Annotated in this window: 18 protein-coding genes; 9 read left to right on the forward strand and 9 right to left on the reverse strand. The window is 48.4% G+C overall.

The genetic code is table 11. The features are described 5' to 3' along the window. Window positions 1-209: 209 nt before the first annotated feature. Window positions 210-863: a hypothetical protein gene (locus tag AC0J20_RS03675; protein WP_473020658.1), complete on the forward strand. Its 654-nt coding sequence runs from the start codon at window positions 210-212 to the stop codon at window positions 861-863. Between the two features lie 74 nt (window positions 864-937). On the opposite strand, the gene AC0J20_RS03680 is transcribed toward AC0J20_RS03675, so the two are convergent. From AC0J20_RS03680 to priA, 5 genes are all read right to left on the reverse strand, one after another. Beyond that, window positions 938-3,562 carry an ExeM/NucH family extracellular endonuclease gene (locus AC0J20_RS03680; RefSeq protein WP_473020659.1) on the reverse strand — a complete coding sequence of 875 codons (2,625 nt, stop codon included), beginning with the start codon at window positions 3,560-3,562 and terminating at the stop codon, window positions 938-940. 354 nt (window positions 3,563-3,916) lie between these two features. Next, window positions 3,917-5,245, reverse strand: coding sequence for an HslU--HslV peptidase ATPase subunit (gene hslU, locus AC0J20_RS03685; protein ID WP_229530405.1), 1,329 nt, complete (start codon window positions 5,243-5,245; stop codon window positions 3,917-3,919). 12 nt (window positions 5,246-5,257) lie between these two features. Continuing rightward, window positions 5,258-5,782, reverse strand: a complete 525-nt coding sequence (hslV, locus tag AC0J20_RS03690) for an ATP-dependent protease subunit HslV (RefSeq protein WP_229530406.1) — start codon at window positions 5,780-5,782, stop codon at window positions 5,258-5,260. A 347-nt stretch (window positions 5,783-6,129) separates the two neighbouring features. After that, the gene (locus AC0J20_RS03695; protein WP_473020660.1) at window positions 6,130-6,753 is read right to left on the reverse strand and encodes an SPOR domain-containing protein; all 624 of its coding nucleotides are present in this window, start codon (window positions 6,751-6,753) and stop codon (window positions 6,130-6,132) included. 120 nt (window positions 6,754-6,873) lie between these two features. Beyond that, the gene (priA, locus tag AC0J20_RS03700) at window positions 6,874-9,081 is read right to left on the reverse strand and encodes a primosomal protein N' (protein WP_473020661.1); all 2,208 of its coding nucleotides are present in this window, start codon (window positions 9,079-9,081) and stop codon (window positions 6,874-6,876) included. Between the two features lie 208 nt (window positions 9,082-9,289). Between priA and rpmE the strand changes: the two genes are divergently transcribed. The 3 genes from rpmE to AC0J20_RS03715 all read left to right on the forward strand — a co-directional run bounded on the left by rpmE (window position 9,290) and on the right by AC0J20_RS03715 (window position 11,435). Next, window positions 9,290-9,502, forward strand: coding sequence for a 50S ribosomal protein L31 (gene rpmE / locus AC0J20_RS03705; protein ID WP_229530410.1), 213 nt, complete (start codon window positions 9,290-9,292; stop codon window positions 9,500-9,502). Between the two features lie 322 nt (window positions 9,503-9,824). Continuing rightward, complete coding sequence (locus AC0J20_RS03710) at window positions 9,825-11,081, forward strand: malic enzyme-like NAD(P)-binding protein (RefSeq protein ID WP_229530411.1); 1,257 nt, start codon at window positions 9,825-9,827, stop codon at window positions 11,079-11,081. Between the two features lie 180 nt (window positions 11,082-11,261). Next, window positions 11,262-11,435, forward strand: coding sequence for a hypothetical protein (locus AC0J20_RS03715; protein WP_229530412.1), 174 nt, complete (start codon window positions 11,262-11,264; stop codon window positions 11,433-11,435). A gap of 61 nt (window positions 11,436-11,496) precedes the next feature. Here the strand turns inward: AC0J20_RS03715 and ppc are convergent, their stop codons facing one another. Beyond that, entirely contained in the window at window positions 11,497-14,121 is a 2,625-nt protein-coding gene (gene ppc, locus AC0J20_RS03720; RefSeq protein WP_229530413.1) for a phosphoenolpyruvate carboxylase, read from the reverse strand. A 339-nt stretch (window positions 14,122-14,460) separates the two neighbouring features. Between ppc and AC0J20_RS03725 the strand changes: the two genes are divergently transcribed. The 5 genes from AC0J20_RS03725 to AC0J20_RS03745 all read left to right on the forward strand — a co-directional run bounded on the left by AC0J20_RS03725 (window position 14,461) and on the right by AC0J20_RS03745 (window position 20,220). Next, a complete protein-coding gene (locus AC0J20_RS03725; RefSeq protein WP_473020662.1) occupies window positions 14,461-15,618 on the forward strand; it encodes an ATP-grasp domain-containing protein in 1,158 nt (385 codons plus the stop codon). Window positions 15,619-15,699: 81 nt separating this feature from the next. Further along, window positions 15,700-17,625, forward strand: a complete 1,926-nt coding sequence (gene speA, locus AC0J20_RS03730; protein WP_473020695.1) for a biosynthetic arginine decarboxylase — start codon at window positions 15,700-15,702, stop codon at window positions 17,623-17,625. A 159-nt stretch (window positions 17,626-17,784) separates the two neighbouring features. After that, complete coding sequence (locus tag AC0J20_RS03735) at window positions 17,785-18,390, forward strand: RraA family protein (RefSeq protein ID WP_473020663.1); 606 nt, start codon at window positions 17,785-17,787, stop codon at window positions 18,388-18,390. Between the two features lie 169 nt (window positions 18,391-18,559). Beyond that, window positions 18,560-19,762, forward strand: coding sequence for a Na+/H+ antiporter NhaA (nhaA, locus tag AC0J20_RS03740; RefSeq protein WP_473020696.1), 1,203 nt, complete (start codon window positions 18,560-18,562; stop codon window positions 19,760-19,762). 89 nt (window positions 19,763-19,851) lie between these two features. Next, window positions 19,852-20,220 carry a hypothetical protein gene (locus AC0J20_RS03745; protein ID WP_473020664.1) on the forward strand — a complete coding sequence of 123 codons (369 nt, stop codon included), beginning with the start codon at window positions 19,852-19,854 and terminating at the stop codon, window positions 20,218-20,220. Between the two features lie 52 nt (window positions 20,221-20,272). Here the strand turns inward: AC0J20_RS03745 and AC0J20_RS03750 are convergent, their stop codons facing one another. Genes AC0J20_RS03750 through AC0J20_RS03760 form a run of 3 tightly spaced genes read right to left on the reverse strand, consistent with a single transcriptional unit; the run spans window position 20,273 to window position 23,952 of the window. Beyond that, window positions 20,273-22,339, reverse strand: coding sequence for a putative bifunctional diguanylate cyclase/phosphodiesterase (locus AC0J20_RS03750; RefSeq protein ID WP_473020665.1), 2,067 nt, complete (start codon window positions 22,337-22,339; stop codon window positions 20,273-20,275). Further along, window positions 22,339-22,884 (reverse strand): YfiR family protein, encoded by a 546-nt coding sequence (locus tag AC0J20_RS03755; RefSeq protein WP_473020666.1) that lies wholly within the window; start codon window positions 22,882-22,884, stop codon window positions 22,339-22,341. Before AC0J20_RS03755 ends, AC0J20_RS03750 begins: the two co-directional genes overlap by 1 nt. Window positions 22,885-22,893: 9 nt before the next feature. Then, on the reverse strand, window positions 22,894-23,952 hold the full coding sequence (locus AC0J20_RS03760; RefSeq protein ID WP_473020667.1) for a transporter family protein: 1,059 nt from the start codon (window positions 23,950-23,952) through the stop codon (window positions 22,894-22,896). Window positions 23,953-23,987: the final 35 nt, after the last annotated feature.

The following is a 23,987-nucleotide window of genomic DNA, read 5'->3' on the forward strand; positions in this document are numbered from 1 at the left end:
TCGACGAAAATGAATGATAGCCAGCGTCAGACTCAGCAAAACTATGCATAGTTGAGCCAATTTCAGCAAGTCCCAGTTTAGTTCCAATTTTTGCTCTCTCTTTTGCCAACATTGATAGTACGTGAACTGTGTTCATTTTCGAAATTTTTCTTATTTTTGTGTTTTTCGTGTATCGATTTTCAAATTCGATGCTCCTGAAGCCCTTACCCATGGCAGCATTGCTGCGAACTCAGAAAACGAGGGATGGTTTTGGACAATCAAAAACCACTATCCCAAAAAGCCTGAAGGCTCTGTGTAAACAGGGCTATCAGTGCGACCTGAGAAGATGCGCTGAAAGACTAAAAGCAGGCATCCTGAGCGTCGCACTTAATACCGAAGCAGCAATCAATAAGAGTCTCAAAAGGAGAAGTAATATGAACGAGAATGAAGCAATAACCAGCAGTGCTCCACCCGTGCCACTATGGAAAACATGGGGGCTTAGAATCATTTTTGCTGCCATGGTAATGGTGCTGGGTTCAAAGCAGCTGAATTATATTTTAGAGGGAGCGTCTGAATGGACTAACTGGCGGGGACTTGGGCATTCAATGTTGTTTACCCTTGCCATCTTGGCGATCGGTGGCGTGTTTCGCCCTTTAGCATTTCTGCCTGTTATGCTCTATGAAATCGCCTGGAAGCTTGTCTGGTTATCTGTCGTTGCCCTTCCGCCATGGCTGGCTGGCCAGGAGATACCGGGCATCGTCAATGCAAAAGCTTCAATTATCGGAATTGCGATATTACTGGTTTTAATTCCCTGGAAGTACGTTTGGTGGCGTTATTTTATGCAACCTATTGAACCCTGGAGACCCAGAAAATCAAGTGAGTAGCAACACAGCATCACAAAAAAGCCGGATCACGTCAGGTAATCCGGCTTTCATTTATACGGCAAAAAAAGTAGCCGTTAGTTGTGGCTATAGACTTTCATAGACACACCAGAATAGCGTTTTTCGCCGCGCAGTCGGATGTACCATTTGCCGGATTCTGGTGACTCAATGACGCAGCGCTGTGCGGTGCCCTGATCATCTGAACGACACTGATAACGGCGTTTGTTGGGCTTTTTATCGTGATTCAGCCACAATGACAGTTCACCCTGACCGCCACTGGTGGTCACTTCCAGGTATTTTGCGTCTTCTGGCAACTCAAATTGATAGGTACGCCATCCGCGTTTGCCGGATAAATTTGCCCACTCCAGCTCAGACTCCTGATAGGTATCAATTTCGATGATCACCGGATCGTGATCCGAGGCGCGGTACGCGTCAGGGGCATACAGATTGGCCTGCTGATAGGCTGACTTGTACTCGGTGTTGTAATCTAAGGCGATGGGTTCATCCGCATTGATATGCCAATCCGTTACGCTTTTTATCTTGTTGCTCAGGCTGGCTGATGCAAATGCGTGATCCAGACTGCCTGACTCGCCCTGATAAATATAGGAGTGATTATAGCTGCCCAGGTACGCTGTTTTTAAATCCGTTAAGCCATGACCTTTAAAGGTGGTGATGGGATCTTCCATGCCATAGGCATTCATGTCACCCAGAATCATGATGTCTGACTCGGCTATTCCGGTGGGGTTAGTGGTCAGCCAGGACATTAACTCATTGGCGGCCAACACACGGGTGGCATTCCAGCAACCCTGACCGTCGCCTAAGTCCTGATCGTCACCTTCGGCGCTGCTACAACTGCCTTTAGAGCGCAGGTGAGTCACCACAAAGGTTAACTCATCGTTGTTGGACAGGTCTTTAAAGGTCTGAGCCACCGGTGCGCGGTTGCCATAATCAAAAGGCACAGCGGTAGTATGGGCAGCGGTGCCTACTTCTGCCACCATGTCTTTGCGATAAATGATTGCAGACGTAATTTGATCAGTTCCGATATTATCCGCATTAAAATTCACAAAATCCCACTCACCTTCAGTGGCATTATCATTCAGGCCATTGACCAGATCCTGAATGGCGCTAAATTCGCCAAAGCCATCGTTTTCCACTTCCAACAGGCCGACGATATGCGCATCCATGGTCAGAATGGCTGCGATGGTTTTATCCCGCTGACGCACAAACTCTTCCATTGAATCGGCACCACGAGAAGTAGGGAATCCGGCACCCTGACCATCGCCATTGAAGTAGTTTAATACGTTATAACTGGCCACCCGCAATTCGCCCTCATAGCTATATTCAGGCGCAACCGTTCTGGGATTGGCGTCTACAAAATTCAACGATTGTGTAGGATGAATCCGGTATTTGCTGAAGCCATAAGTAATGACCCCCGTAACCCCCTGAATTTCGGTGCCTGCGCGCAGGGTATTGGCAGCGCTTAGCTCCGGAGCAGGATAGGGAACCGCATCAGGGTTTTGTTGCGTACTGCCGTCATCAATGGTGATTTGATTTAAGGCGTTAGCTGCGGCAACGGCATTGGCCGCGTCACCAGGTAAGGCAATCTGAGTCGGGTTGTACAACCGCCCTGATGACACCACGATTTCACCGTAACGGCTGAGGCTGTAGTTATCGGCCACCGTTAAGGTCTGTGGTATGTTCACCAACATACCTTCTACACTTTCCAATGCCTCGTTATTTGCCACCGGCAGGCTGATACTGGCAGCGGTAACGCTAAAGCCTGTGCCACACACTTCTGCGGCGGCCACGTTACCCAATTGCGTTGCCCCATAGTATTCCTGAACTTCAGCCACCAGGCGAACTTTGTCACCCACATTGACCTCGGTAGTACTGTCGTACACAAACACCCCTTCAGAACTGGCAGCATCATTGTCGGTATCGCTATCTTCTTCCTGAATAAAATAGCCATTAAGCTGATTATTTTGCTGTAAATCCGCCACCACTATGGCTTCCACTACCACACTAGTGCCTTTTAACGGACTCTCGGCAGCGGTTCCCTGCACTGCACTGATCAGGGTGGCGGCCTCTGAGCAAAGTCCTAAATCGACGTTATTGTCGCCGTTGTCTCCGTCGCTACCACCGTCATTTCCGCCATGACTGCCCAGATCATCAAAACTGTCTTTATCAAAAACCTGCCATTCAACATCAGGGTAGAACGCATCAAACGCATCACCGTCACCGCTGACAATGCCACTGATACGCCGTAAGGTTTTATCTTTAGTGCTGGCACCATTGCTGTCCCAACTGGACCCCGGATCAACGCCCACCTGTCCGATAGCATCAACCACGACACCCTCTTTACTCAGTACCACTGCATCGTCACCATTAAACCAACTACCACTTTTCAGTTGATTGGCTTTATCTAAAATTGCCTGAGCGGCACTGCCATGAGCCACCACATAGGCAGCATCAGAAGCCAGAGAACCTTCCAGTGCGATGCTGTATCCCACCGAGGTGTTGCCATTAAAGTAAAAATCCAGGCTGTAGGCCGAGAGATCAACGGCGGCGCCGGAAGGATTATGCAATTCGATAGCTTTGTTATAACTGCTGCCTTCGATATATTCAGAAATGTAAATATCATCGGCCAGGGCAGAGGTTGCCGCCATTACAGCGGCGGAAATCAGAGAGAGTTTTGTCAACATGGATAGGGTTCCTGTATTAGGGTCTGTTGTTGTTATTATTTCTGTGCCTGAGACACAGAAATCAGCGTCAATTCACAACAACTACTTTGCCGGTTTCGGTTAAGACAGGAAGGCTTTAACAAAAATCATAATGGCTTGTTAACAAAGCAATAAAATCAGGGGCTTAGCGTTTAAAAATAAGTTTATTTATAAGAATGAATAAAAATAACACCGGGAATTACGGGTATAAATAAACTCTGAGCGTCAGATTTCGGGTAAAAAAGGATGCGTTGCTACATTGGAGACACATTTGTGTTGTCGCAAAAACAACAAAGCCCGCAATGACAGCGGGCTTCTTTTAACATCAGAGTTGAGTTATAAAATAAAGCGACTCAGATCTTCATTTTCTACCAGGGATTCGAGATGCTCATTCACGTATTTTGCATCGATGATGACCTGTTCACCGTCCATTTCTGAGGCGTCATAAGAGATATCTTCCATCAGACGTTCCAGTACCGTGTGCAGCCGACGGGCACCGATGTTTTCGGTGGTTTCGTTCACCTGCCAGGCGGCGTGGGCAATGCGATCAATACCGTCTTCAGAGAAGGATAAATTGACGCCTTCGGTGGCCATCAGGGCTTGATACTGCTCGGTTAACGAAGCGCTGGGCTCAGTGAGAATGCGTTTGAAGTCGTCGGTTGTTAAGGCCGACAGTTCCACGCGGATAGGTAAACGGCCCTGCAATTCCGGGATCAAGTCACTGGGTTTCGCCATCTGGAAAGCGCCAGAGGCAATAAATAGTATGTGGTCAGTTTTGACCATACCGTGTTTGGTGCTAACGGTTGAACCTTCCACTAAAGGCAACAGGTCACGCTGCACACCTTCACGGGAGACATCGGCGCTGCTGACATTTTCCCGCTTGCAGATTTTGTCGATTTCATCAATAAACACAATGCCATTTTGCTCTACGGCTTCCAGCGCTTTTTCTTTCAGTTCTTCCTGATTCACCAGTTTGGCGGCTTCTTCTTCCACCAGCAATTTCAGCGCGTCTTTAACTTTCAGCTTCTTCTTTTTCTTTTGGGTACCAGAAAGGTTCTGGAACATACCCTGAAGCTGATTGGTCATTTCTTCCATGCCTGGCGGTGCCATGATTTCAACGCCAACCTGCGGTAGCGCAACATCAATTTCGATTTCTTTGTCGTCCAGTTGTCCTTCCCGCAGTTTTTTGCGGAACACCTGACGGGAACCCTTGTCTTCGGTCTGTTCTTTTTCACCCCAGACATTTTCCGCCGGCGGCAACAAGGCATCCAGAATACGTTCTTCCGCGGATTCCTCGGCGCGATAACGCACTTTGGCCAGCTCCTGTTCTTTGGTCATCTTGACGGCAATATCCGCCAGATCCCGAATGATGGACTCCACTTCTTTACCCACATAACCCACTTCGGTAAATTTAGTGGCTTCCACTTTGATAAACGGGGCATTGGCCAGTTTGGCAAGACGTCGGGCGATTTCGGTTTTACCCACACCGGTGGGGCCTATCATCAGAATGTTTTTAGGGGTCACTTCCTGACGCAATTCAGTATCCAACTGCATGCGACGCCAGCGATTGCGCAGTGCAATAGCTACCGCACGCTTGGCATTTTGTTGACCAATAATATGGTTGTCCAACTCATGGACGATTTCACGAGGGGTCATTTCAGACATGCTTGATCCTGATTAGTAATCCAGTGTTTCCACAGTTTGGCTGTGATTGGTGAAGACGCAAATACTTCCGGCGATAAATAAACTCTTTTCGGCAATATCTTTGGCGGACAGTTCAGTATTTTCCAGCAAAGCGGTCGCAGACGCCTGAGCGTAATTGCCACCGGAACCTATCGCGATCAGATCCATTTCCGGCTGAATCACGTCACCGTTGCCGGTAATGATAAGGGAGGCGGTTTCATCAGCCACCGCAAGCAGCGCTTCCAGTCGACGTAACATGCGATCAGTTCGCCAGTCTTTAGCCAACTCTACAGCGGCTTTGGTTAAATGCCCCTGATGCTTTTCCAGTTTTGACTCAAAACGCTCAAACAAGGTAAAAGCATCCGCGGTGCCACCGGCAAATCCGGCTAAAACTTTGTCGTGATACAAACGACGGACTTTTTTGGCATTACCCTTCATCACGGTATTGCCCAATGAAACCTGACCATCGCCAGCCATTACCACCTGATTTCCGCGGCGGACAGACACTATCGTTGTCATTTTTGTTCCTGCTTAATTTGGCGCCATAGTGCGCACTTTCAGACTATGAGCAATTTGTGGGGGTGATTAGTGTGATTTCAAGGTTTTTGCGTCGCTGACGATTTCACAAGTTGTAAGTGAATGTCTGGCGCAACACTTGGGTTGCTTGCTTTACTGGCATGTTTGCCGGGGCGAGAACATGGATGCTCATTTAGAGATAAAGCAAGTATTTGTTCGAAGTGCAGCCAGGTCACCTGAAGGCGCAGTCGGCGCCCCGCCAATGATTTCAATCAAATGATAATGACTGAGTTAGACTTCGGTTCCGAAAAAAGTGTACCTATAGCCCCCCAGAGATGTAAAAAATACCTTTACCAGATGCGACACGTGGTAAATCCGGCACGTTGCAGGGTGTGGCGATCTTTTTCCGCCATGCGCTTGCGATCGTAAGGCCCCATCACCACTCTGAACCAACGACCGTTGTTACCATTACTTTCTTTGATATTGGATTCCAGCCCCTGAAATGCGATACGGGCGCGCATACTTTCAGCCTGGTCTTTTTGTCTGAACGAGCCACATTGAAGTACATAAGTGGTATCGGATGTTTGACTGGTATCCGGTTTTTCTACTTCAATTTCGTAATCAGGATCCGTCAGGGTTTTCATAAACTCCCATTCTTCCTTTGGTGCTTCGGGCAAACTATCCTCTGTTTTTTTCACGGTTTCCTGTTTTTGGGCAACCGGCTTGTTTGATTCGGATGCATCTTTAATACTCCACAGAAACACCCCAAAGCCGATGATCACCGCCAGGGTAAACACGATTCTTAACCAGGGCGTAGCCTGTCCCTGTGATTCCACCGGTTTTTGGGCGGATTGATTGCCCCGGCTTCTGCCGGAATTGCCGGATGATTTGTTGTTGGGCCGCTTTTTTGCAGCCGCTCCTGTGCCTTTCTTTGGAGGAACTCTGTCCCTGGCGACGTAATCTTTTGGTGCCATAAATTAATTTTATAGTTGTGTTGTGATATTTAGCGCGCGGCAGATCTTACCGTGTCTGAACTATGGTGGAAACCACTTCAAAGTTAAATTCTTTGCGCGTTTCGCAGGAATATTAAAAAACTAATAAAAATCAGTGGGATCCACATCCACAGACCAGCGTACTTTCTGTTTTGTTGCAAGCCCTTCTATATTCGCCATATATTTATTCACAGCGCGGTGCAATGGCAAGCGTTGCAGATGGGATAATAACAATTGCACCCGGTAGCGGCCCTGGCGTTTTTCCATTAATGACGGAAAGGGTCCTATGACTTTTAAGGCTGGTTCATTAAGTGACTGTTCCATATGGAACATTTTCGCCACCTGTAATAAAAACTGCTGACAGTCTGACAGTTTAATGGCCTCGGCCTTGAGCAGTATCTGAAATTCAAAGGGCGGTAGTTGCGCTGCCTGTCGCTCTTTTAAGGTGGTTCGGGCAAAATGCCCATAGCCATTGTGCAACAGATCCAGCAACAAGCCATTGTCAGGGTGACAGGTTTGCAGCCACATTTCGCCTTCTTTACCTGCCCTGCCGGTGCGGCCAGCCACCTGCGTTACCAACTGAGCCAGTTGTTCCGTAGCCCTGAAATCGGCACTGTACAATGCCGCATCCACGTCCAGTATCGCCACCATAGACAAATGTGCAAAGTGATGCCCCTTTGCCAGTATCTGGGTGCCCACCAGAATCTGGTATTTACGCTGGTTGATATCCTCCAATGTCTGATTAAGCGCGCGTTTACTGGCCATGGTGTCGCTGTCAATTCTCGCCACCTGGTATTCCGGAAAAATGCGGGCCAGGGCTTCCTCTAATTGCTCTGTTCCCACCCCATCGGCAGACAAATTGTGACTGCCGCAAGACTGGCAGCTATACTGGCGTTTACGCACCGAACCACAATGATGACAGTGCAATTGCTGAGTAGATTTGTGGAAGGTGTAAGGCTTATCACAATGCTGACAGGTTTCTACATAACCACAATCGTTACACATGATGGCCGGAGAATAGCCACGACGATTAATAAAAATCATCACCTGTTGCTGTTGTCTTAAATGGGCATAGATACGCTCCACCAGATAGGGGCTTAGCCCGGCATCCAGATGCTGCTCTCTGATATCCAGCAGTTGTTGTATCACCCGACTGCCTTTGACTACCTTATCCCTCAGATGCAGGTGTCGATATCTGGAAGTCAGTGCATTGTTTAAGGTTTCCAGTGACGGCGTGGCTGAGCCCATCACCACCGGAATATTGAGCCGTCGGGCGCGCATCAGTGCCAGATCCCTGGCGTGATAGCGAAAGCCATCCTGTTGTTTAAAGGAACTGTCGTGCTCTTCATCTATCACTATCATGCCCGGCCACTTTAGCGGTAGAAATACCGCAGAGCGGGTGCCAATAATGATACCCAGCTCGCCATCCCCGGCTTTTTGCCAGACCGCCAGTCGTTCGTTATCGGTCAATCCCGAATGCCAGACACCTATCTGGACACCAAAACGCTGTTGAAAGCGCGCCAGGGTTTGTGGCGTCAGGCTGATTTCCGGTACCAGCACAATCACCTGACGCTGTTGTTGCAGTTGGTTCTCAATGATTTGCAGATAAACTTCGGTTTTTCCACTGCCGGTAACCCCTTCGATTAAAAAGGGCTGAAAGTCCTTGTGGCTGTTTATGGCGCTGATGGCCAGTGCCTGCTCGGTGGACGCAAAAGGTCGGGCGTTCACCTGTAAGGATTTGGTCCAACTCAGGTCCTGTTTAACTTCCCGCTCTTCATATTCAATCAGCATTTGCTTATACAGGGCTGACAAAATCGGCTTGTTAAACTGTTGTAATAACTCCGCTTCCCGGACTGGCTGTTCTTTCAATAACTGCAGTAACGCCTGTTGCTTTGGTGCCTTGCTCAGACTTTGCCACTGTTCCTGTGTTAGGTCGGGTTTAATGCGCCAGAACTTTTCTGTTGCCCGGCTATTCGGCTCTCCCTTGCGCAGTTTGGCAGGGATAGCCGTGAGCAACACATCACCGATGGGATAACAATAATAACCGGCCGCCCAATTTAACAAGGCCATCATGTCTGGCTTTAACACGGGCTGCTCATCAAGCACCTGGGCAAGCTCTTTCAGCTTATTGGCCTGCCACTGTGACTCTGACTTGCTGTTAATTACAATGCCAATCTTTTCGCCATGACCATAAGGCACTCTGACCCGCTTACCGATCAACGTTGTGCCCTGCAGGCTTTCGGGTATCAGATAGTCGAAGGCCTGTCGTTTAGGGATCGACAGAGCTACTTCTGCAAACAATTGGCTCATGAGTTTTGGATAAATCTGTAAAGAATCTGGCTTTTGTGGGGCTGACGCTCAATTTTTAGGCATTTTCGCTTGATCCCCGAAAGACGATACATTAATATGCGCGCCTCTTTGCCTCAAGGGCAAAATGAGAAAGAATTTTTGTAATTAACATCGTATGGTGGCCAGCTTCGGGTTGGTTAGCGATACGGCCTTAATATTGAGGTGCCCCATGCAACAAGGTATTCACCCGGAATACAACGAAGTCAACGCAAACTGCTCTTGTGGTAACAGCTTCAAGATCCGTACTACTCTGAAAAACGATCTGGCTCTGGACGTATGTTCAGCTTGTCACCCGTTCTACACAGGTAAGCAAAAAATCGTTGATACTGGTGGTCGTGTTGACCGCTTTAAAAAGCGCTTTTCAGTACTGGGCAAAAAATAAGATTGCCCCTTACCGATTTATCGCTCAAAACCCGGCTGACGCCGGGTTTTTTGTATCTCTAAAACCGCTCACAGAGTCAGTGCTCAAACTTCCACCCCTGCTCCGACTAGCCAATTTATGCATAGCTGTAAGTGCGCCTGTTATGTTACAGTTGCCGTTACAAAAAGAATTGTTATAGCAATCTTGAGTCTGGTGCGTAATAATAAAAACAAAGCGCCCAGCGCATATTTATAACTATAAGTAATTAGAGCACACTCTAAAACAGAATTTTTCAAGTACCGACGACGACATAACCCACTACTTACTGAGGCCCTACATCTTTATGTCTGAATTACGTCAAAAGGCGCTGGATTATCACGCCTTTCCTAAACCCGGAAAAATCAGCGTTGAATTAACAACGCAAGCTGAAACTGTTGAACATCTGGCACTGGCGTACAGCCCGGGTGTAGCAGAACCAGTGAAAGAAATTGCAGCCGATCCTGAGAACGCCTATAAATACACCATTAAAGGCAACCTGGTCGCAGTAATATCCAATGGCAGTGCCATTTTAGGTTTAGGGAATCTCGGGCCACTGGCGTCCAAACCGGTAATGGAAGGTAAAGCGCTGCTGTTTAAACGCTTTGCCGGTATTGACTCCATCGATATTGAAGTGCAGCACGATACGGTACAGGAATTTATCGATACCGTCGCCAATATTTCCATCTCGTTTGGCGGTATTAACCTGGAAGATATCAAAGCCCCCGAGTGTTTTGAGATTGAACAGGCCCTGATTGAACGCTGTGATATACCAGTTTTCCACGATGATCAGCACGGTACAGCCATCGTTACTGCCGCCGGTATGATGAATGCGTTAGAAATCCAGGGTAAAAATCTGTCTGATGCCAAAATTGTCTGTTTAGGGGCAGGTGCTGCCGCCGTAGCCTGTATGGATATGCTGGTTAAATGTGGGGCGCAACGACACAACATTTTTATGTTGGACAGTAAGGGCGTTATCCACAGTGAGCGTGACAACCTGCAACCTCACAAGCAAAAGTTTGCCAATGAAACCGACAAACGCACGCTGGAAGATGCGATTGAAGGGGCAGATGCCTTTTTAGGTGTATCCGGTGCCAACCTGTTAAGTGTTGAAGCCCTGCGCAAAATGGCCCCCAATCCGGTCATTTTTGCCTGCGCTAACCCCGACCCGGAAATTAAACCCGAACTGGCCATGGCGGAACGAGACGATTTAATTATCGCCACCGGCCGTTCTGATTACCCCAATCAGGTCAACAACGTATTGTGCTTTCCCTTTATCTTCCGCGGTGCACTGGATGTCAGAGCTACGGTTATCAATGATGAAATGAAAGTAGCCGCGGTGGAAGCGATAAGAGCACTGGCTAAAGAAGATGTCCCCCACGAAGTGTTGGCGGCTGCTCATGTCAATCATCTGGAATTTGGCAAGGAGTATATTATTCCGAAGCCAATGGATACCCGCCTGTGTCGCCGTGTAGCAACCGCTGTTGCTCAGGCAGCGATAGATTCCGGAGCGTCAAAAATGAGTTGTCTTCCCGTCAATTATCTGTCAGAGTTACCCGCGTAAAAAACGAACGGTAATTTTGCTGACCTAAGGTTAGGCTTCAGTTCACTGAAGCCGGGTGGTAATGCTGAGTATTAAGTGGTTGTTGTTGGTCTGCCCGGTGTTTATCAGACCACAAAATGATATGTAACATCAGTAAAATGACATGATTCGTACGATTAAATAATTATAAGAGTTCGAAAAATGACAAGCCCTGATACCAATCGTCCAGCCACCAGGGAGGCATTGACGAAAGAGCTTCTGGAGCATTATCAGTGTCAGCCTAAGCTGTCTAAGCTAAAAGAAGCGCAACCGCAACTGGAAGCACAGTTTCAGTTTCCCCGCAAAGTCTGGGAAAAGCTGAGAGCAAAGAACTAATTAATAAAACAAGAAGAGTCGCGATTGCGACTCTTTTTTTGTTTCTGATATCACGTTAACACTAACCTGTGTTGCGCATCCCCACTGCAATCCCGGTAATGGTCACCATCATGGCCTTTTCCAGCGTGCGGTCTTCGGTGGTATCACCTAACGCCCGGATGCGCTGTAACAACTCCATCTGCAAATAGTGCAGAGGCTGCAGGTAATCCGCCCGAATAGACATAGACTGTTTGCCTTTGGGATCGGACTCCATCACTTCTTGCTGTTGCAACAGGGTTAATAGTAACTCGATGCTCTGGGTCAGTTCGGTTCTGAGTTTTTCACCAAAGTGGCGCAGCTCCTGAGGTACCAGTTTTTCATCGTACGCCTGCCCGACTCTGGTATCCGCCTTGTAGAACACCATATCCAGCATGGATAATCGCGAACGGAAAAACGGCCAGCTGGCTAACATATCCTGAAGTAATTCTCCCTGCCCTTTATCCAGCGCGCTTTGCACTGCAGGCATAACCCCTAGCCAGGACGGCAACACCATACGGGTTTGCGCCCAGGCGAAGATCCAGGGAATGGCCCGCAAGCTTTCAATTCCGCCGGTGGGTTTACGCTTGGCAGGACGGCTACCCAGTGGTAATTTGCCCAACTCCTGCTCCGGTGTCGCAACGCGAAAGTAAGGCACAAAATCCGGATCATGACGCACCACTTTACGGTAGTTGTCACGGGCATCGGCAGCCATATCGATAATGGCCTGACGCCACTCTGGCTTAGGTGCAGGCGGTGGCAGAATAAAGGCTTCCAGTATGGCACTGGCATATAAATTCAGGCTGCGCTTGGCCAGTGCCGGCATACCAAATTTATAGCGAATCGTTTCGCCCTGCTCCGTCACCCGGAAGCCGCCATCCAGTGAACCGGGAGGCTGCGATAGTATTGCTGAATGAGCCGGTAAGCCACCACGACCAATAGTACCGCCCCGGCCATGGAATAAGGTTAGTTTGATATCGCTTTTCGCCGCAATTGCCACTAACGCTTCCTGGGATTCATACTGCGCCCACCCTGCGGCCAGCGCCCCGGCGTCTTTTGCCGAGTCAGAATAACCAATCATGACATATTGCTGGCCTTTGATATAACCGCGATACCAGTCAATAGCCAGCAGGTCGGTCATGACTTTTGGTGCGTTGTTCAGGTCGTCCAGGGTTTCAAACAGCGGCGCCACCGGCATCGGCCAGCTGACATTCATTTCCTGCAGCAGTAACTGCACCGCCATCACATCTGAAGGCAGGCTGGCCATAGAAATAATATAAATACCAAAGGCTTCGCGATTGTTCTGGGCAATCACCTTGCAGGTATCAATCACCTCTTTCACCTCGTCACTGGGTTGCCAGTTGGTGGGAAAAAGCGGACGCTTGGAGTTTAATTCATGCAGTAAAAAAGCCTGTTTGTCAGCTTCTGTCCACTGGTTGTAATCACCAATCCCCAGATGACGGGTCAGCTCGCCAAACACATTGGCATGGCGCTCTGAGTCCTGCCGCACATCCAGGCGCAACAGATGCACACCGAAACAATGGGCACGACGAATGGTATCCAGCAACAGACTGTCAGCCACATTACTCATGCCACAGGCGTGTAACGAGTTATAACAGGCCATCAGTGGTGCTAATATCTCTTCATCAGACTGGATCCAGTCTTCCTGATCCACCGGGAAACCATCCAGATGACTGGCAATGCCGTCACGGGTGAGGATTAGTTGGTCCCAAACCGGGCGCAACAGCGCGCGATACGGCTCTAACGCTTCTTCTCCGACAATACCCCGGATGTAATCGTCACAGTCGGTCATGGATAACTCCACCACCAGACGCTCTATGTCATCAGCAAATAATCGCGCTGCGCGCTTTCTGGCTAACAATAAGACTTTTTGGGTGACTTTAGCGGTAACATTGGGATTACCGTCGCGATCTCCGCCCATCCAGGAGCTGAAATGTACCGGTGTGGCATCCAGCGGTAATCGCTGACCAAACTGAGCAGCCAGTTTGCCATCCAGTTCCCGAATGAAATCCGGCACCGCTTCCCACAGTGAGTTTTCAATAACGGCGAAGCCCCATTGTGCTTCATCAACTGGTGTGGGCCTTACTGCCCGAACTTCTTCTGAGTGCCAGGCCTGAGTAATGAGATCGGCGATACGCAATTCTACCGACTTGCGTTGCACTGCACTGAGGTTGTCATCTCTGAGCTGTTTAACACATTGGGTGAGTTCAGAATATTTATGGATAAAAGTACGGCGATACACTTCTGTCGGGTGAGCAGTCAATACCAGATCGATATCCAGTTTTGCCAGGGTTTCAGCAAACGATTCCTGAGAAAAATCCATGTCCTGCAAACGCGCCAATAGCTTTTCCATTGGATCTTCAATGTGTGCGTTGCTGTTGTGTTCCTGCTCGACAATATTGGCCAGGTTCAAAAACTGGGTAAACGCTCTGGCAATGGTCAACAGTTGCTCATTTTCCAGTTCGGAAAACAAGGCCTGTAATTGCTGAGTGGCTTCCTGATCACCCTGATTTGACTTGCGCCCAGACTTTCGAATCGTTTCGATGCGTTGCAACCATTCTTCACCCAACTGATCTTTAATGGTGGTACCTAAAGTACTGCCGAGTTGGCGAACAGTATCTCTTAGCTGGTTTTCCATAGCGTCTGACATAGGCTCTCCGGATTTAATAAAATTACAGTTTTTGTGGTTTTTGACCACAGAAAGCCCCTAAACTTACCTCATTTTGTAATTAAATTACAAGAATTACTGAATTGAAGTGCATTTAAAGGCCGAAATAATATCTGTCGCTTTCTGCTATATGCCACTATATGCTTAGAGCGTGTAGTGCTTTGCTACGCAGTTTTGCTATAAAGTGCAACACGCACTGCTTGTGAATGTCGGTTTGGATCTTATTATTTTGATTCGTCTAACTATTTACTTTCTACCTTAAAAACCCGATCAATAGCAAATGACATTGCCATGAATACGGGATCTGAGCGAGCCTGAACTATGAAGCAAACGCCAACGATACTGGCCCTCGCCAGCGAATTTAAAGGCGCGGATTTTATTCGCGAGTGCAAACTCCAGGGCTGCGAAGTATTCGTCATCGCCAATGAAAGGTTTAAGGATCACCCCTGGCCCTGGGACTGTATCGACAGATTTCACACCATGCGAGATTTGCGCATTCAGCCTGACCTGACCTATACGGTGGCCTATATGATGCGCCATCATCCGATCGACCGCATAGTGGCGCTGGACGATTATGATGTAGAACACAGCGCTGACCTGCGGGAACACACGCGGCTTCCCGGCATGCAGCACTCCACGGCACGATTGTTTCGTGACAAGCTGGCCATGCGCAGTGCCGCGGCCGCACAGCAAATCCCACAACCCCGCTTCACCGGCATAATGAATCATCACCAGGTGTATGAATTTATGGAAACCGTACCGGCCCCCTGGATTTTAAAGCCCAGAACACTGGCGGGCTCCGAAGGTATTGAAAAATTCTATCAGCAAGACGATCTGTGGCAAAAACTGGAAAACTTAGGCGATCAACAATCCTGGTTTTTATTGGAAGAGTTTGTCGCAGGCGAGGTGTTTCACGTGGATTCACTGTGCTGGAAAGACGAAGTGATCTTTAGCCAGGCAAGCCAGTATGGTGCACCACCTTTAACCATGTTGCAGGGGCAGGGCATCTTCTCCACCCGGGTTTTGCCCAGAGACAGCGAGGATGTCAGGCAACTGACAGAGTTGAACAGGCAATTGCTGGCAGCCTTTGGGCGCAATTATGGCCCCAGTCACAGTGAATTTATCAAAGGTGAAGACGGCCAGTTTCGCTTTTTAGAGACCTCAGCCAGAGTGGCCGGCGGCAATATCGAACGCACTATAGAATGCGCTTCCAATATCCGGATTTGGCAGGAGGCAGCTAAAATGGAACTGGCAGATTTTCACAATGAACACTACAGCCTGCCAGCGCTGCGGTACGACTACGCCGGTCTGATCGCCTGCCCTCAGGGGCCACAACCAGTGGATACACACAGTTTTCACGAGCAGGAAATCAGGTATCGCTACAGCACCGATGGTTACAACAGCCTGGTAGTGCAATCTGACGATCATGAGCGGGTGCAGTGGTTATTGCAGGATATTGCAAAAAGACTCGTTCCCTGATGTTGGATTTAGGCAACAACAAAACTATACTGGCAACAAATTTATGAGGTGCTCCACAACGGGGCACTTTCACATTGAGAGATCAAGAATTTGAACAACTGGACCATTGAAGATGCGGAGGAGCTTTATCGTGTAAAGCGATGGGGCGCGGGTTATTTTGAGATAGGCGAAAACGGCAATCTTAAAATAACACCGTCACAAAACAATGAAAGCTTACGCATCGACTTCAAATCCGTTATCGACGAAATCCGCGCAGAAGGCGTCCAATTTCCGGTGGTTGTGCGCTTCCATGACATTTTGCGGGCTCAGGTAGCGAAACTGAATCAGGTATTTCGCGACACCATCAGTAATGCTGAATATCAGGGCCATTACATGGGAGTTTATCCGGTAAAAGTTAATCAGATGCGGGAAGTGGTGGAAGAGGTAGTGGACGCCGGTGAACCCTTCCAGTTTGGTCTGGAAGCAGGCTCAAAAGCCGAACTGTTAACGGTACTGGCTTACAACACCAATCCAGGCGCGCTGACCATTTTAAATGGTTATAAAGATGAAGAGTTTATGCGTCTGGCCTTTATGGGCCTGTTAATGGGTCGCCGCATCATCATCGTCGTCGAAAAATTCAGTGAGTTGTACACCATTGCTAAACTGGCGAAAGAGCTAAAAATCACTCCGGAGATTGGTCTGCGGGCCAAGATGTCGGTGCGCGGTCGCGGTAAATGGGCAGGCTCAGCCGGTGACAGAGCCAAGTTTGGCTTATCCACGTCTGAACTGGTGACGGCGGTTCGCTATCTGAAAGATCAGGGTCTGGATGATCGCCTGAAACTATTGCATTTCCATATTGGTAGCCAGTTAACCGATATCCGTGCCATCAAAGACGCCGTAACCGAAGGCGCCCGTATTTATGCAGAATTGCGCCACCTGGGAGCCAATCTGGAATTTGTCGATGTCGGCGGCGGTCTGGGCATTGACTACGATGGCAGTGCTTCCACTAACGAGTCCTCCCGCAATTACAGCATCAAAGAATATGTGGGTGATATTGTTTACGGGATGCAGGAGATCTGCGACGCAGAAGGCGTACCTCATCCGAATCTGGTCAGTGAAAGTGGCAGAGCCTTAACCGCCCATCACAGTTGTGTTGTGACCGAAATTGTCAGCGAAATTAAGCCAACAGGTAGTCAGTCGGTATTGGCCTGCGATCCAAAAGAACACTTTATCGTCAGTAACATTCGCGATCTGTCGGAAAACCTGGATCGTTATCCCAACTCCCAGGAAATTTACAACGATGCCGGTGACTGGAAAGAACAGGCGCTGAACGCGTTTAAGTTAGGGGTATTAAATCTGGAGCAATTAGCTACCGTTGAAACCCTCTACTGGCAGATCATGCAGGTTATTCAACTGCGCCTGAAGCAGGAAGAGTTTATTCCGGAAGAGCTAAAAGAGCTGGAAGTACAAATGGCGTCTCAGTATCTGGGTAACTTTTCCGTGTTCCAGTCTGCTGCTGATACCTGGGCGATAGATCAGATCTTACCGGTAGTACCAATTACCCGTATGAATGAAGAACCCACGGTGACCTGTTCCATTGCCGATATTACCTGTGACAGTGACGGTAAAATTGACAATTTCATCGGTGAAGATGGCGTCGCACCTACCATCAAAATGCACGAGCTCAAGCCCGATGAACACTATTACATTGGTTTATTCCTGACCGGCGCCTATCAGGACGTTATGGGCGATATGCACAATTTGTTTGGTCGCCTTAACGAGGTTCACATCTTTAGTTATGACGATGATCCGGAAGATTTTTACATCGAAGAGATCGTGCGTGGCTCCTCGGTGGAACATGTGCTTAACATCATGCAGTACCATCCCAAGACCATGGCTCAGGATGTCAAACGGGTGATCGATAAGAAGATCTCAGATGGTGAATTAAAACCGCGGGACGGGGTAAAGTTAATCGACTTTTACGAAGCTTGCCTTGAAGGTTACACCTACCTGAAAACCACCAGTTAAAATAGGCAACGGCTCTGCAAATCAGGGCCGTTTTTTGTTGAATCTACGCTTCTTAATTTGGACCTGAATTATTTAATGGTGCCATGGCAGTGTGGTACAACTATGAAATTTTCAGTAAATTAGAAGACTCAGAACAGTTTCCCTGCAAGGATCTCCAAAATGAATGAACTGGAATTTGCCGCCGTCTCCCCCTGTGATTATGCTGACGGACTGCCCCGCGAGCAGTTTATGCATTACCACATCAAACCGCTGTGGCACAAAATACCCCGCATCGCCGGTCCGGCCTTCACCGTAAAATGCGCCCCGGGCGATCATCTGATGCTGCACGCTGCGATATACGAAGCCAAACCGGGCGATATTATTGTTTGCCAGGCTGATGAGAAATTTGCAGTATCTGGCGGAAATGTTTGTGCCATCGCCCAAAAACGCGGTATTGCCGGGTTTGTTATTGACGGCGTGGTCAGAGACATTGAAGAGGTCAGAGACATTCAATTCCCCATTTTCGCCCGCGGAGTTTGCCCTAAACCCGGTGCTAAAAAAGTCAAAGAACCACTGAACCAGACTATCCAGTGTGGCGGTGTCACCGTGCATCCTGGTGATATAGTGGTAGCCGATGAAGAAGGCATTGCAGTATTGCCCAAAGCACTGGCCGCGGAAGTTTATGAAATCGGCAAAAAACGCCGGGACAAAGATGCCGCTCAGAGCCTGGAGCAATGGCAAGCCAATCACGAGCAGCTCATCAAAGACAAACTGAACTCACTCTAATAGTAATTCCGGAGTGATTGTGTAAAAAACATTCACTCCGTTGCATAGCGTTGATAACTCAGTTTCATCAACAAAATCAATTTATTCAGATATTTTCTGATTAAAGGTTTATTACGTTCGAATATACCGAAAACAAACTTCGATGTATAAATTGCTCCGAATTATCGGAGTGAACAACGTGAAAGACAATATCAGACAGTTTTTTAATCACGATGCGGCGGGTGGCATATTGCTGGTACTCGCGGCATTCATCGCCATGGTAATGGCCAATACCCCCTTAGTATCCTTTTACCAAGGTGTTTTAGACATTCCAATTGTCATCAAACTGGGTACTTTTGAAATCGCCAAACCGCTTTTACTGTGGGTAAATGACGGCCTGATGGCGATATTCTTTTTTCTGATTGGATTAGAAATAAAGCGGGAAATACTGGATGGTCAGCTGCGCTCTATTGAGCAGATAACCCTGCCCGCGTTTGCCGCCGTCGCCGGTATTGCAGTACCCGCTTTGTTCTACTACTGGTTTACCAGTGAAGATCCAATAGCTGTCAATGGTTGGGCAATACCCGCCGCCACAGATATCGCCTTTGCATTAGGCCTATTCGTTTTATTCGGAAAAGGCCTGCCACTATCCCTAAAACTGTTTTTGCTCAGTGTCGCAATATTTGACGATATCGGTGCCATTGTCATCATTGCACTGTTTTATTCTCAGGATCTGTCCGTGATTTCCCTACTGATCAGTTTAGTGGGCCTGGGCTTATTAGCGGTGCTAAACCGATTCAATGTGCGCTATCCGGCAGCGTATTTATTGATTGGTGTCGTGGTCTGGGCAGCGGTATTAAAGTCTGGTGTGCACGCCACTTTAGCGGGCTTTGCCATTGCCTGGTTTATTCCCCTGAAAGTCCAAAACCCCGATGGCAACCCTATGCTGTCGCACATGGAACATGCCTTACACCCCTGGGTTTCGTTCATGGTGTTACCGATATTTGCACTGGCTAACGCAGGTGTACAAATCGTTGGCGCAACCATGGCCGATTTGTTTAACCCTATTACCCTGGGGATTGCAGCGGGTCTGTTTGTTGGTAAACAGGTGGGTATCTTTGGAATATGCTGCTTAGTGGTTAAATCAGGGCTGGCCAAAATGCCCAAAGACGCCACCTGGCTGCAACTCTATGGAGTCACTTTACTCTGCGGTGTTGGTTTTACTATGAGTTTGTTTATCGGTTCTTTGGCGTTCGAAGGCCAGGGGGCTGACTATCAGCTCAGCGTTAAAGTGGGCGTACTAATGGGTTCGATTTTATCAGCGGTATTGGCAGCTGTGATATTGAGTATATCAAAGCCCAAAGCAGAACCGTTAAGCCTTAAACCAAATTAATTGCCCGGTGATCACAGTTCAACAGCGCTGTGGTCACCGAAAGACTATCGGCTTTTCAGCCAAACCCAAATTTTTCTAAGGAGATCTTTATGAAACTTATTGTTAAATCAGCCAATTTGAACCTGCAAAAGTTACACAGAGAAACGGTGCAAAGGCGAGTAGACAGTGTCTTTAGCCGCACCCGCCAGGCAGTGCAGTCACTGACTGTTACCCTGAGTGATATCAATGGCCCCAAGGGTGGCCCTGATAAACAGGTCAAAGTGAAGCTAAAATCAGACAACATGCCGTTGATTGTGGTCATTGATAAAAAGAGTCACTGGATAGCGGCGCTAAACTCCGCTCTTAGCCGGGTAAACAACAGTTTTGTGCGCAAGTTAAAGCGCAAGAAACAATTCAGTTACCGCACCGGGTTGTTAGCACCACAACCCGCAATGGTGATGGAAGAACAAGCAATTTAACTGCTAAATGTTGAACAATTCCAGGCTCCTTAGAGGGGCCTGTGCAGTAAAATTACTTTCTGGCCAGTAAAAACGCTGTGGTGTCGTCGGCTGACAAAGGTCGGCTAAAGTAGTATCCCTGAATCATATCGCATCCCATGCTTTTCAGTTGTGTTGCCTGTTCCTTGTTTTCGACACACTCAGCTATGAGACTCAAACCCAGACTTTTACCCAAAGTAATAATCGACTGAATAATCCCGTCGTTGATGGTATCAACCCCCATCTGGCGCACAAAGCTGCCGTCAATCTTCAGGGTGCCGACCGGTAAATCCCGCAAGTAACTCATACTGGAATAACCCGTGCCAAAGTCATCCACAGCAATGTTAATGCCCATTTGCCTTAACTGTTCCAGGACTTTTATGGCGTGTTCAGTATTGGATATAAAAGTGTTTTCAGTGATCTCAATCTCCAGACAACTGGGAGAAAGTTGCGTTCTGTCCAGGATCTGGGTGATTTGCTCAACGGCGCTGGGATGCATAATGAAGGACGCCGGCAGATTAACCGCTACCCGCGTGCGTTCACAGCCCTGCTCTTGCCACACTGCATTTTGCGTACAGGCTTCTTCCAGTACCCACAAGCTCAATGAATGCATCAGACCAACATCTTCAGCCACCGGTAAAAACTGTACCGGATTCAATAAACCCAATTCCTCATCCTGCCAGCGGATCAGTGCCTCTATGCCACAAACGCGGCCTGTTTCGGTGCAAATTTGAGGTTGATACACCAGGTGAAAACTCTTGTTTTCCAGTGCCAGACGTAGCTTGTGTTCCAACGTCAAACGTTCCATCGAGCCGTCAATCATGTCGTGTTCAAAAAAGCAGTACTGACTCAGGCCTTTCTCTTTCGCGCGGTACATGGCGACATCAGCGTGTCGGAGTAAGGTAGAGGAATCCTGACCATCTTCGGGAAAGCGGGCAATACCGATACTGGTGGTGATGTGCAGTTGGTTGCCGGATAACTCAATAGGTTCGCTCAGGGTAAAAATGATTTGCTCAGCCAGTGGGATAATATCTTCTTTGTTGTGCAGGTGTTCCAACAGGACAATAAACTCATCGCCTCCCCAGCGACATACCGAATCTGCTTTGCGCACCACCGAAGAAATCTTTTCTGCTACCTTGACCAGCAATTCATCACCGACGGAATGCCCCAGGTTGTCGTTAATGTATTTAAACCTGTCCAGATCTAAAAACATCAAGGCCATCTGGGAATTTTCACGGCTGGCGTTATCAATGCCGTGATTGAGTCTGTCCACCAGCAGGTGTCGGTTCGGCAATTGCGTTAATGCATCGTAATTAGCGCGATTGAATAACTGTTCGGTACGCAGTGCCACCAGCGACTCCAGACGTTCACTGTGCGCGTGTAACTGCTTTTCGTGCTGTTCTATGGTATCCAGCATACTGTTTACCCCGGTGATCAGGGTCCCCAATTCATCACTGCCTTTCGCTCTTACCCGGCGGTTGTAGCGACGATTACGGGCCACATAACCCACCAGTTCCACCAGCTTGTTCATGGGAGCGGCAATAAAAGACTGCAAGCGCCAGTGCAAAAAGAAAGACACCGCAATACTGACCACAAACACCAGGAATAAGATCAGCAAATAATTGAGCCGCTGATCAGACAGCGCATTGCTTTCTGAGACAATCAGTACATAACCTATTACCTCATTATCCATTCTGACCGGTTGATACACATGCAGCAGCGAATCCAGCACCTGTGCCCGTTCCTGCAACGATTCAACTCCGGGTAATTTCATGTCCGGGCTGCGCTGATAGGAGGCAAAGGTCTGCTGTTCGCTGTCCAGTAACAGTGCGTATTGAGTAGCCGGAAATGCGCGCAGCGAGCCTAACAGGTTATTGGCGGTTTCATGATCGCCAAATAACAGCGCAGAGCGGGAAGTTTCAGCGATTAGCTGTGCCTTGCCTCGCAGATTTTCCAGCAAGGTGTTTTTGTGATCTGCGATGAATTTTCCGTACAACAGAATGGAAGCCAGTATCAGGGTGATACTTGTCACAATAGTGGCGACCAATAATTGCTTTTTGAAAAAAGACAATTGTTTGTACCAGGAAAATAACTTATTCATCAACGCTTTATCCGGGCCAGTTTTAACAACTCCGAACTGGCTTCTAACTCTAATTGTTGTAATTGTTGCAGGTCTACTTCAAAGCGTAGCCGTTTTCCTTCCTCATAAAAAGAAAAAGTCGCGATATTCTGATGAAATCGGATGTCAGAAGACACCACCAGGATCTCCTTCAGCAATTCAGGATCAGGCCTGGCCTGCTCCCCGAAATAAGCTAAATCACAGCGTGTGCCCACATCATACGGCAGTACCTCAACAGCCCATTGCTGTTTGCCTATCGTCTGCCCCTGCACCATTTCCCGCAAAAAAAGAAGCAATGGATTATGTTTGTTCAGACATATGACAACGCTCTTTCGCGACGATCGGCGATCGAATTCAGGCCAGTCAATGAACTTGGTAAAATTAAACACATAAGCCGCTTTAAGCTTGTCCAGTCGGGACAATGCATCGTATTGAGCTTGTTGCGCAACCGCTGGCAAAGTCAGCAAACCCGCAGCCATCACGAGAATGGAACGACGTAGGTGTGTGCAAAAGCGTGACGTTAGCATGAGCCAGCCTTACAGGGTTCTGGAGAGCATAACAGCACCGCGCCAACGCTCCTGTGGCTGAGGGCCATTGAGGTGCTGATATAGGGGCTTGGCAAATTCCACAGACAGATTCATATCCGCACTGTACTGCCAGGCAAAACCAACACTGGCTAACGCCTTACGCCCACCATACATATCCGGATTCGTAGTGCCTGCCGGATAAGGAAAGGCCGTTGCCACCAGAAGTGATTCATCGGCCCCATGGATACGATCAGTATGGCTTAACTCAACCCCCAATGCCACATTGACACTGTCACTAATGGGCCGCTGATATTTAGCTTTAACACTGTATCGATTTCCCAGCCGATAGTGGCGGTCATTTTGTCCGGTGCGAATATTCGCCGCAACATCGACCCTGACATCATGAGCGCCGGTAAGCCGGTAACTCAAGGCAATGGGGAAATCCCAGGTACCTGAACCCAGTTGCATGGTGTAGGGCAATTGCTGCTCACCCGGGGCTCTGGGTGTATCCCCCTGTTCATCTATGGAACCCACCGGCAAACTAAGCCCCAAATTGACGTGTAAGCTCTCATCGGGATCGGCGTACAATCTGTATCTGGTGGCCAGGGTAATATCCCCGATGCCATGGGTTTTCAACAAAAATTGCTGATACCCTGGCACAATTGAGATGTGAGCGGTTTCCTGCTGCACATATGGCAAAGCCAGACTTACCCGCCAACGCTCCCGCCATTGATAATTGATGCCAAATATAGTGGCGCGTTGTTTTATCACAGTGGGCACTACGGGAAAGTTCTTCGCGCTACGCACTTCGCCACCAGGCACAAACAACACCTCGTCCAGGCTTAATGTCTCTGAACCGTCCAGATAACCTTCAAATTGCGCCTGTTGATAACGCAAAGACCAGGACCAGCGTTTGTGAGTTTGGGGAGTTTCTTCAGTGGACAGGGTCAACAATTCTTGCAGGCTCATTTCAGCGAATTCAGCCGGGGTAGTCTGAGCAAAAACCAATGCTGGCAATAACGAAAAACAAACCAGTAAAGCGTGACGGGCACCCGCAAAAATGACCAAGCAAAACCTCATAAATTAGTATCGGTGAAACATCC

The sequence above is a fragment of the Planctobacterium sp. R6 genome, from assembly GCF_055755215.1.

Bases quoted from the DNA above. Each gene is read 5' to 3' on its own strand.
- AC0J20_RS03675 (WP_473020658.1), top strand. From the start codon at position 210: ATGGCAGCATTGCTGCGAACTCAGAAAACGAGGGATGGTTTTGGACAA.
- AC0J20_RS03680 (WP_473020659.1), bottom strand. From the start codon at position 3,562: ATGTTGACAAAACTCTCTCTGATTTCCGCCGCTGTAATGGCGGCAACC.
- hslU (WP_229530405.1), bottom strand. From the start codon at position 5,245: ATGTCTGAAATGACCCCTCGTGAAATCGTCCATGAGTTGGACAACCAT.
- hslV (WP_229530406.1), bottom strand. From the start codon at position 5,782: ATGACAACGATAGTGTCTGTCCGCCGCGGAAATCAGGTGGTAATGGCT.
- AC0J20_RS03695 (WP_473020660.1), bottom strand. From the start codon at position 6,753: ATGGCACCAAAAGATTACGTCGCCAGGGACAGAGTTCCTCCAAAGAAA.
- priA (WP_473020661.1), bottom strand. From the start codon at position 9,081: ATGAGCCAATTGTTTGCAGAAGTAGCTCTGTCGATCCCTAAACGACAG.
- rpmE (WP_229530410.1), top strand. From the start codon at position 9,290: ATGCAACAAGGTATTCACCCGGAATACAACGAAGTCAACGCAAACTGC.
- AC0J20_RS03710 (WP_229530411.1), top strand. From the start codon at position 9,825: ATGTCTGAATTACGTCAAAAGGCGCTGGATTATCACGCCTTTCCTAAA.
- AC0J20_RS03715 (WP_229530412.1), top strand. From the start codon at position 11,262: ATGACAAGCCCTGATACCAATCGTCCAGCCACCAGGGAGGCATTGACG.
- ppc (WP_229530413.1), bottom strand. From the start codon at position 14,121: ATGTCAGACGCTATGGAAAACCAGCTAAGAGATACTGTTCGCCAACTC.
- AC0J20_RS03725 (WP_473020662.1), top strand. From the start codon at position 14,461: ATGAAGCAAACGCCAACGATACTGGCCCTCGCCAGCGAATTTAAAGGC.
- AC0J20_RS03735 (WP_473020663.1), top strand. From the start codon at position 17,785: ATGAATGAACTGGAATTTGCCGCCGTCTCCCCCTGTGATTATGCTGAC.
- AC0J20_RS03745 (WP_473020664.1), top strand. From the start codon at position 19,852: ATGAAACTTATTGTTAAATCAGCCAATTTGAACCTGCAAAAGTTACAC.
- AC0J20_RS03750 (WP_473020665.1), bottom strand. From the start codon at position 22,339: ATGAATAAGTTATTTTCCTGGTACAAACAATTGTCTTTTTTCAAAAAG.
- AC0J20_RS03755 (WP_473020666.1), bottom strand. From the start codon at position 22,884: ATGCTAACGTCACGCTTTTGCACACACCTACGTCGTTCCATTCTCGTG.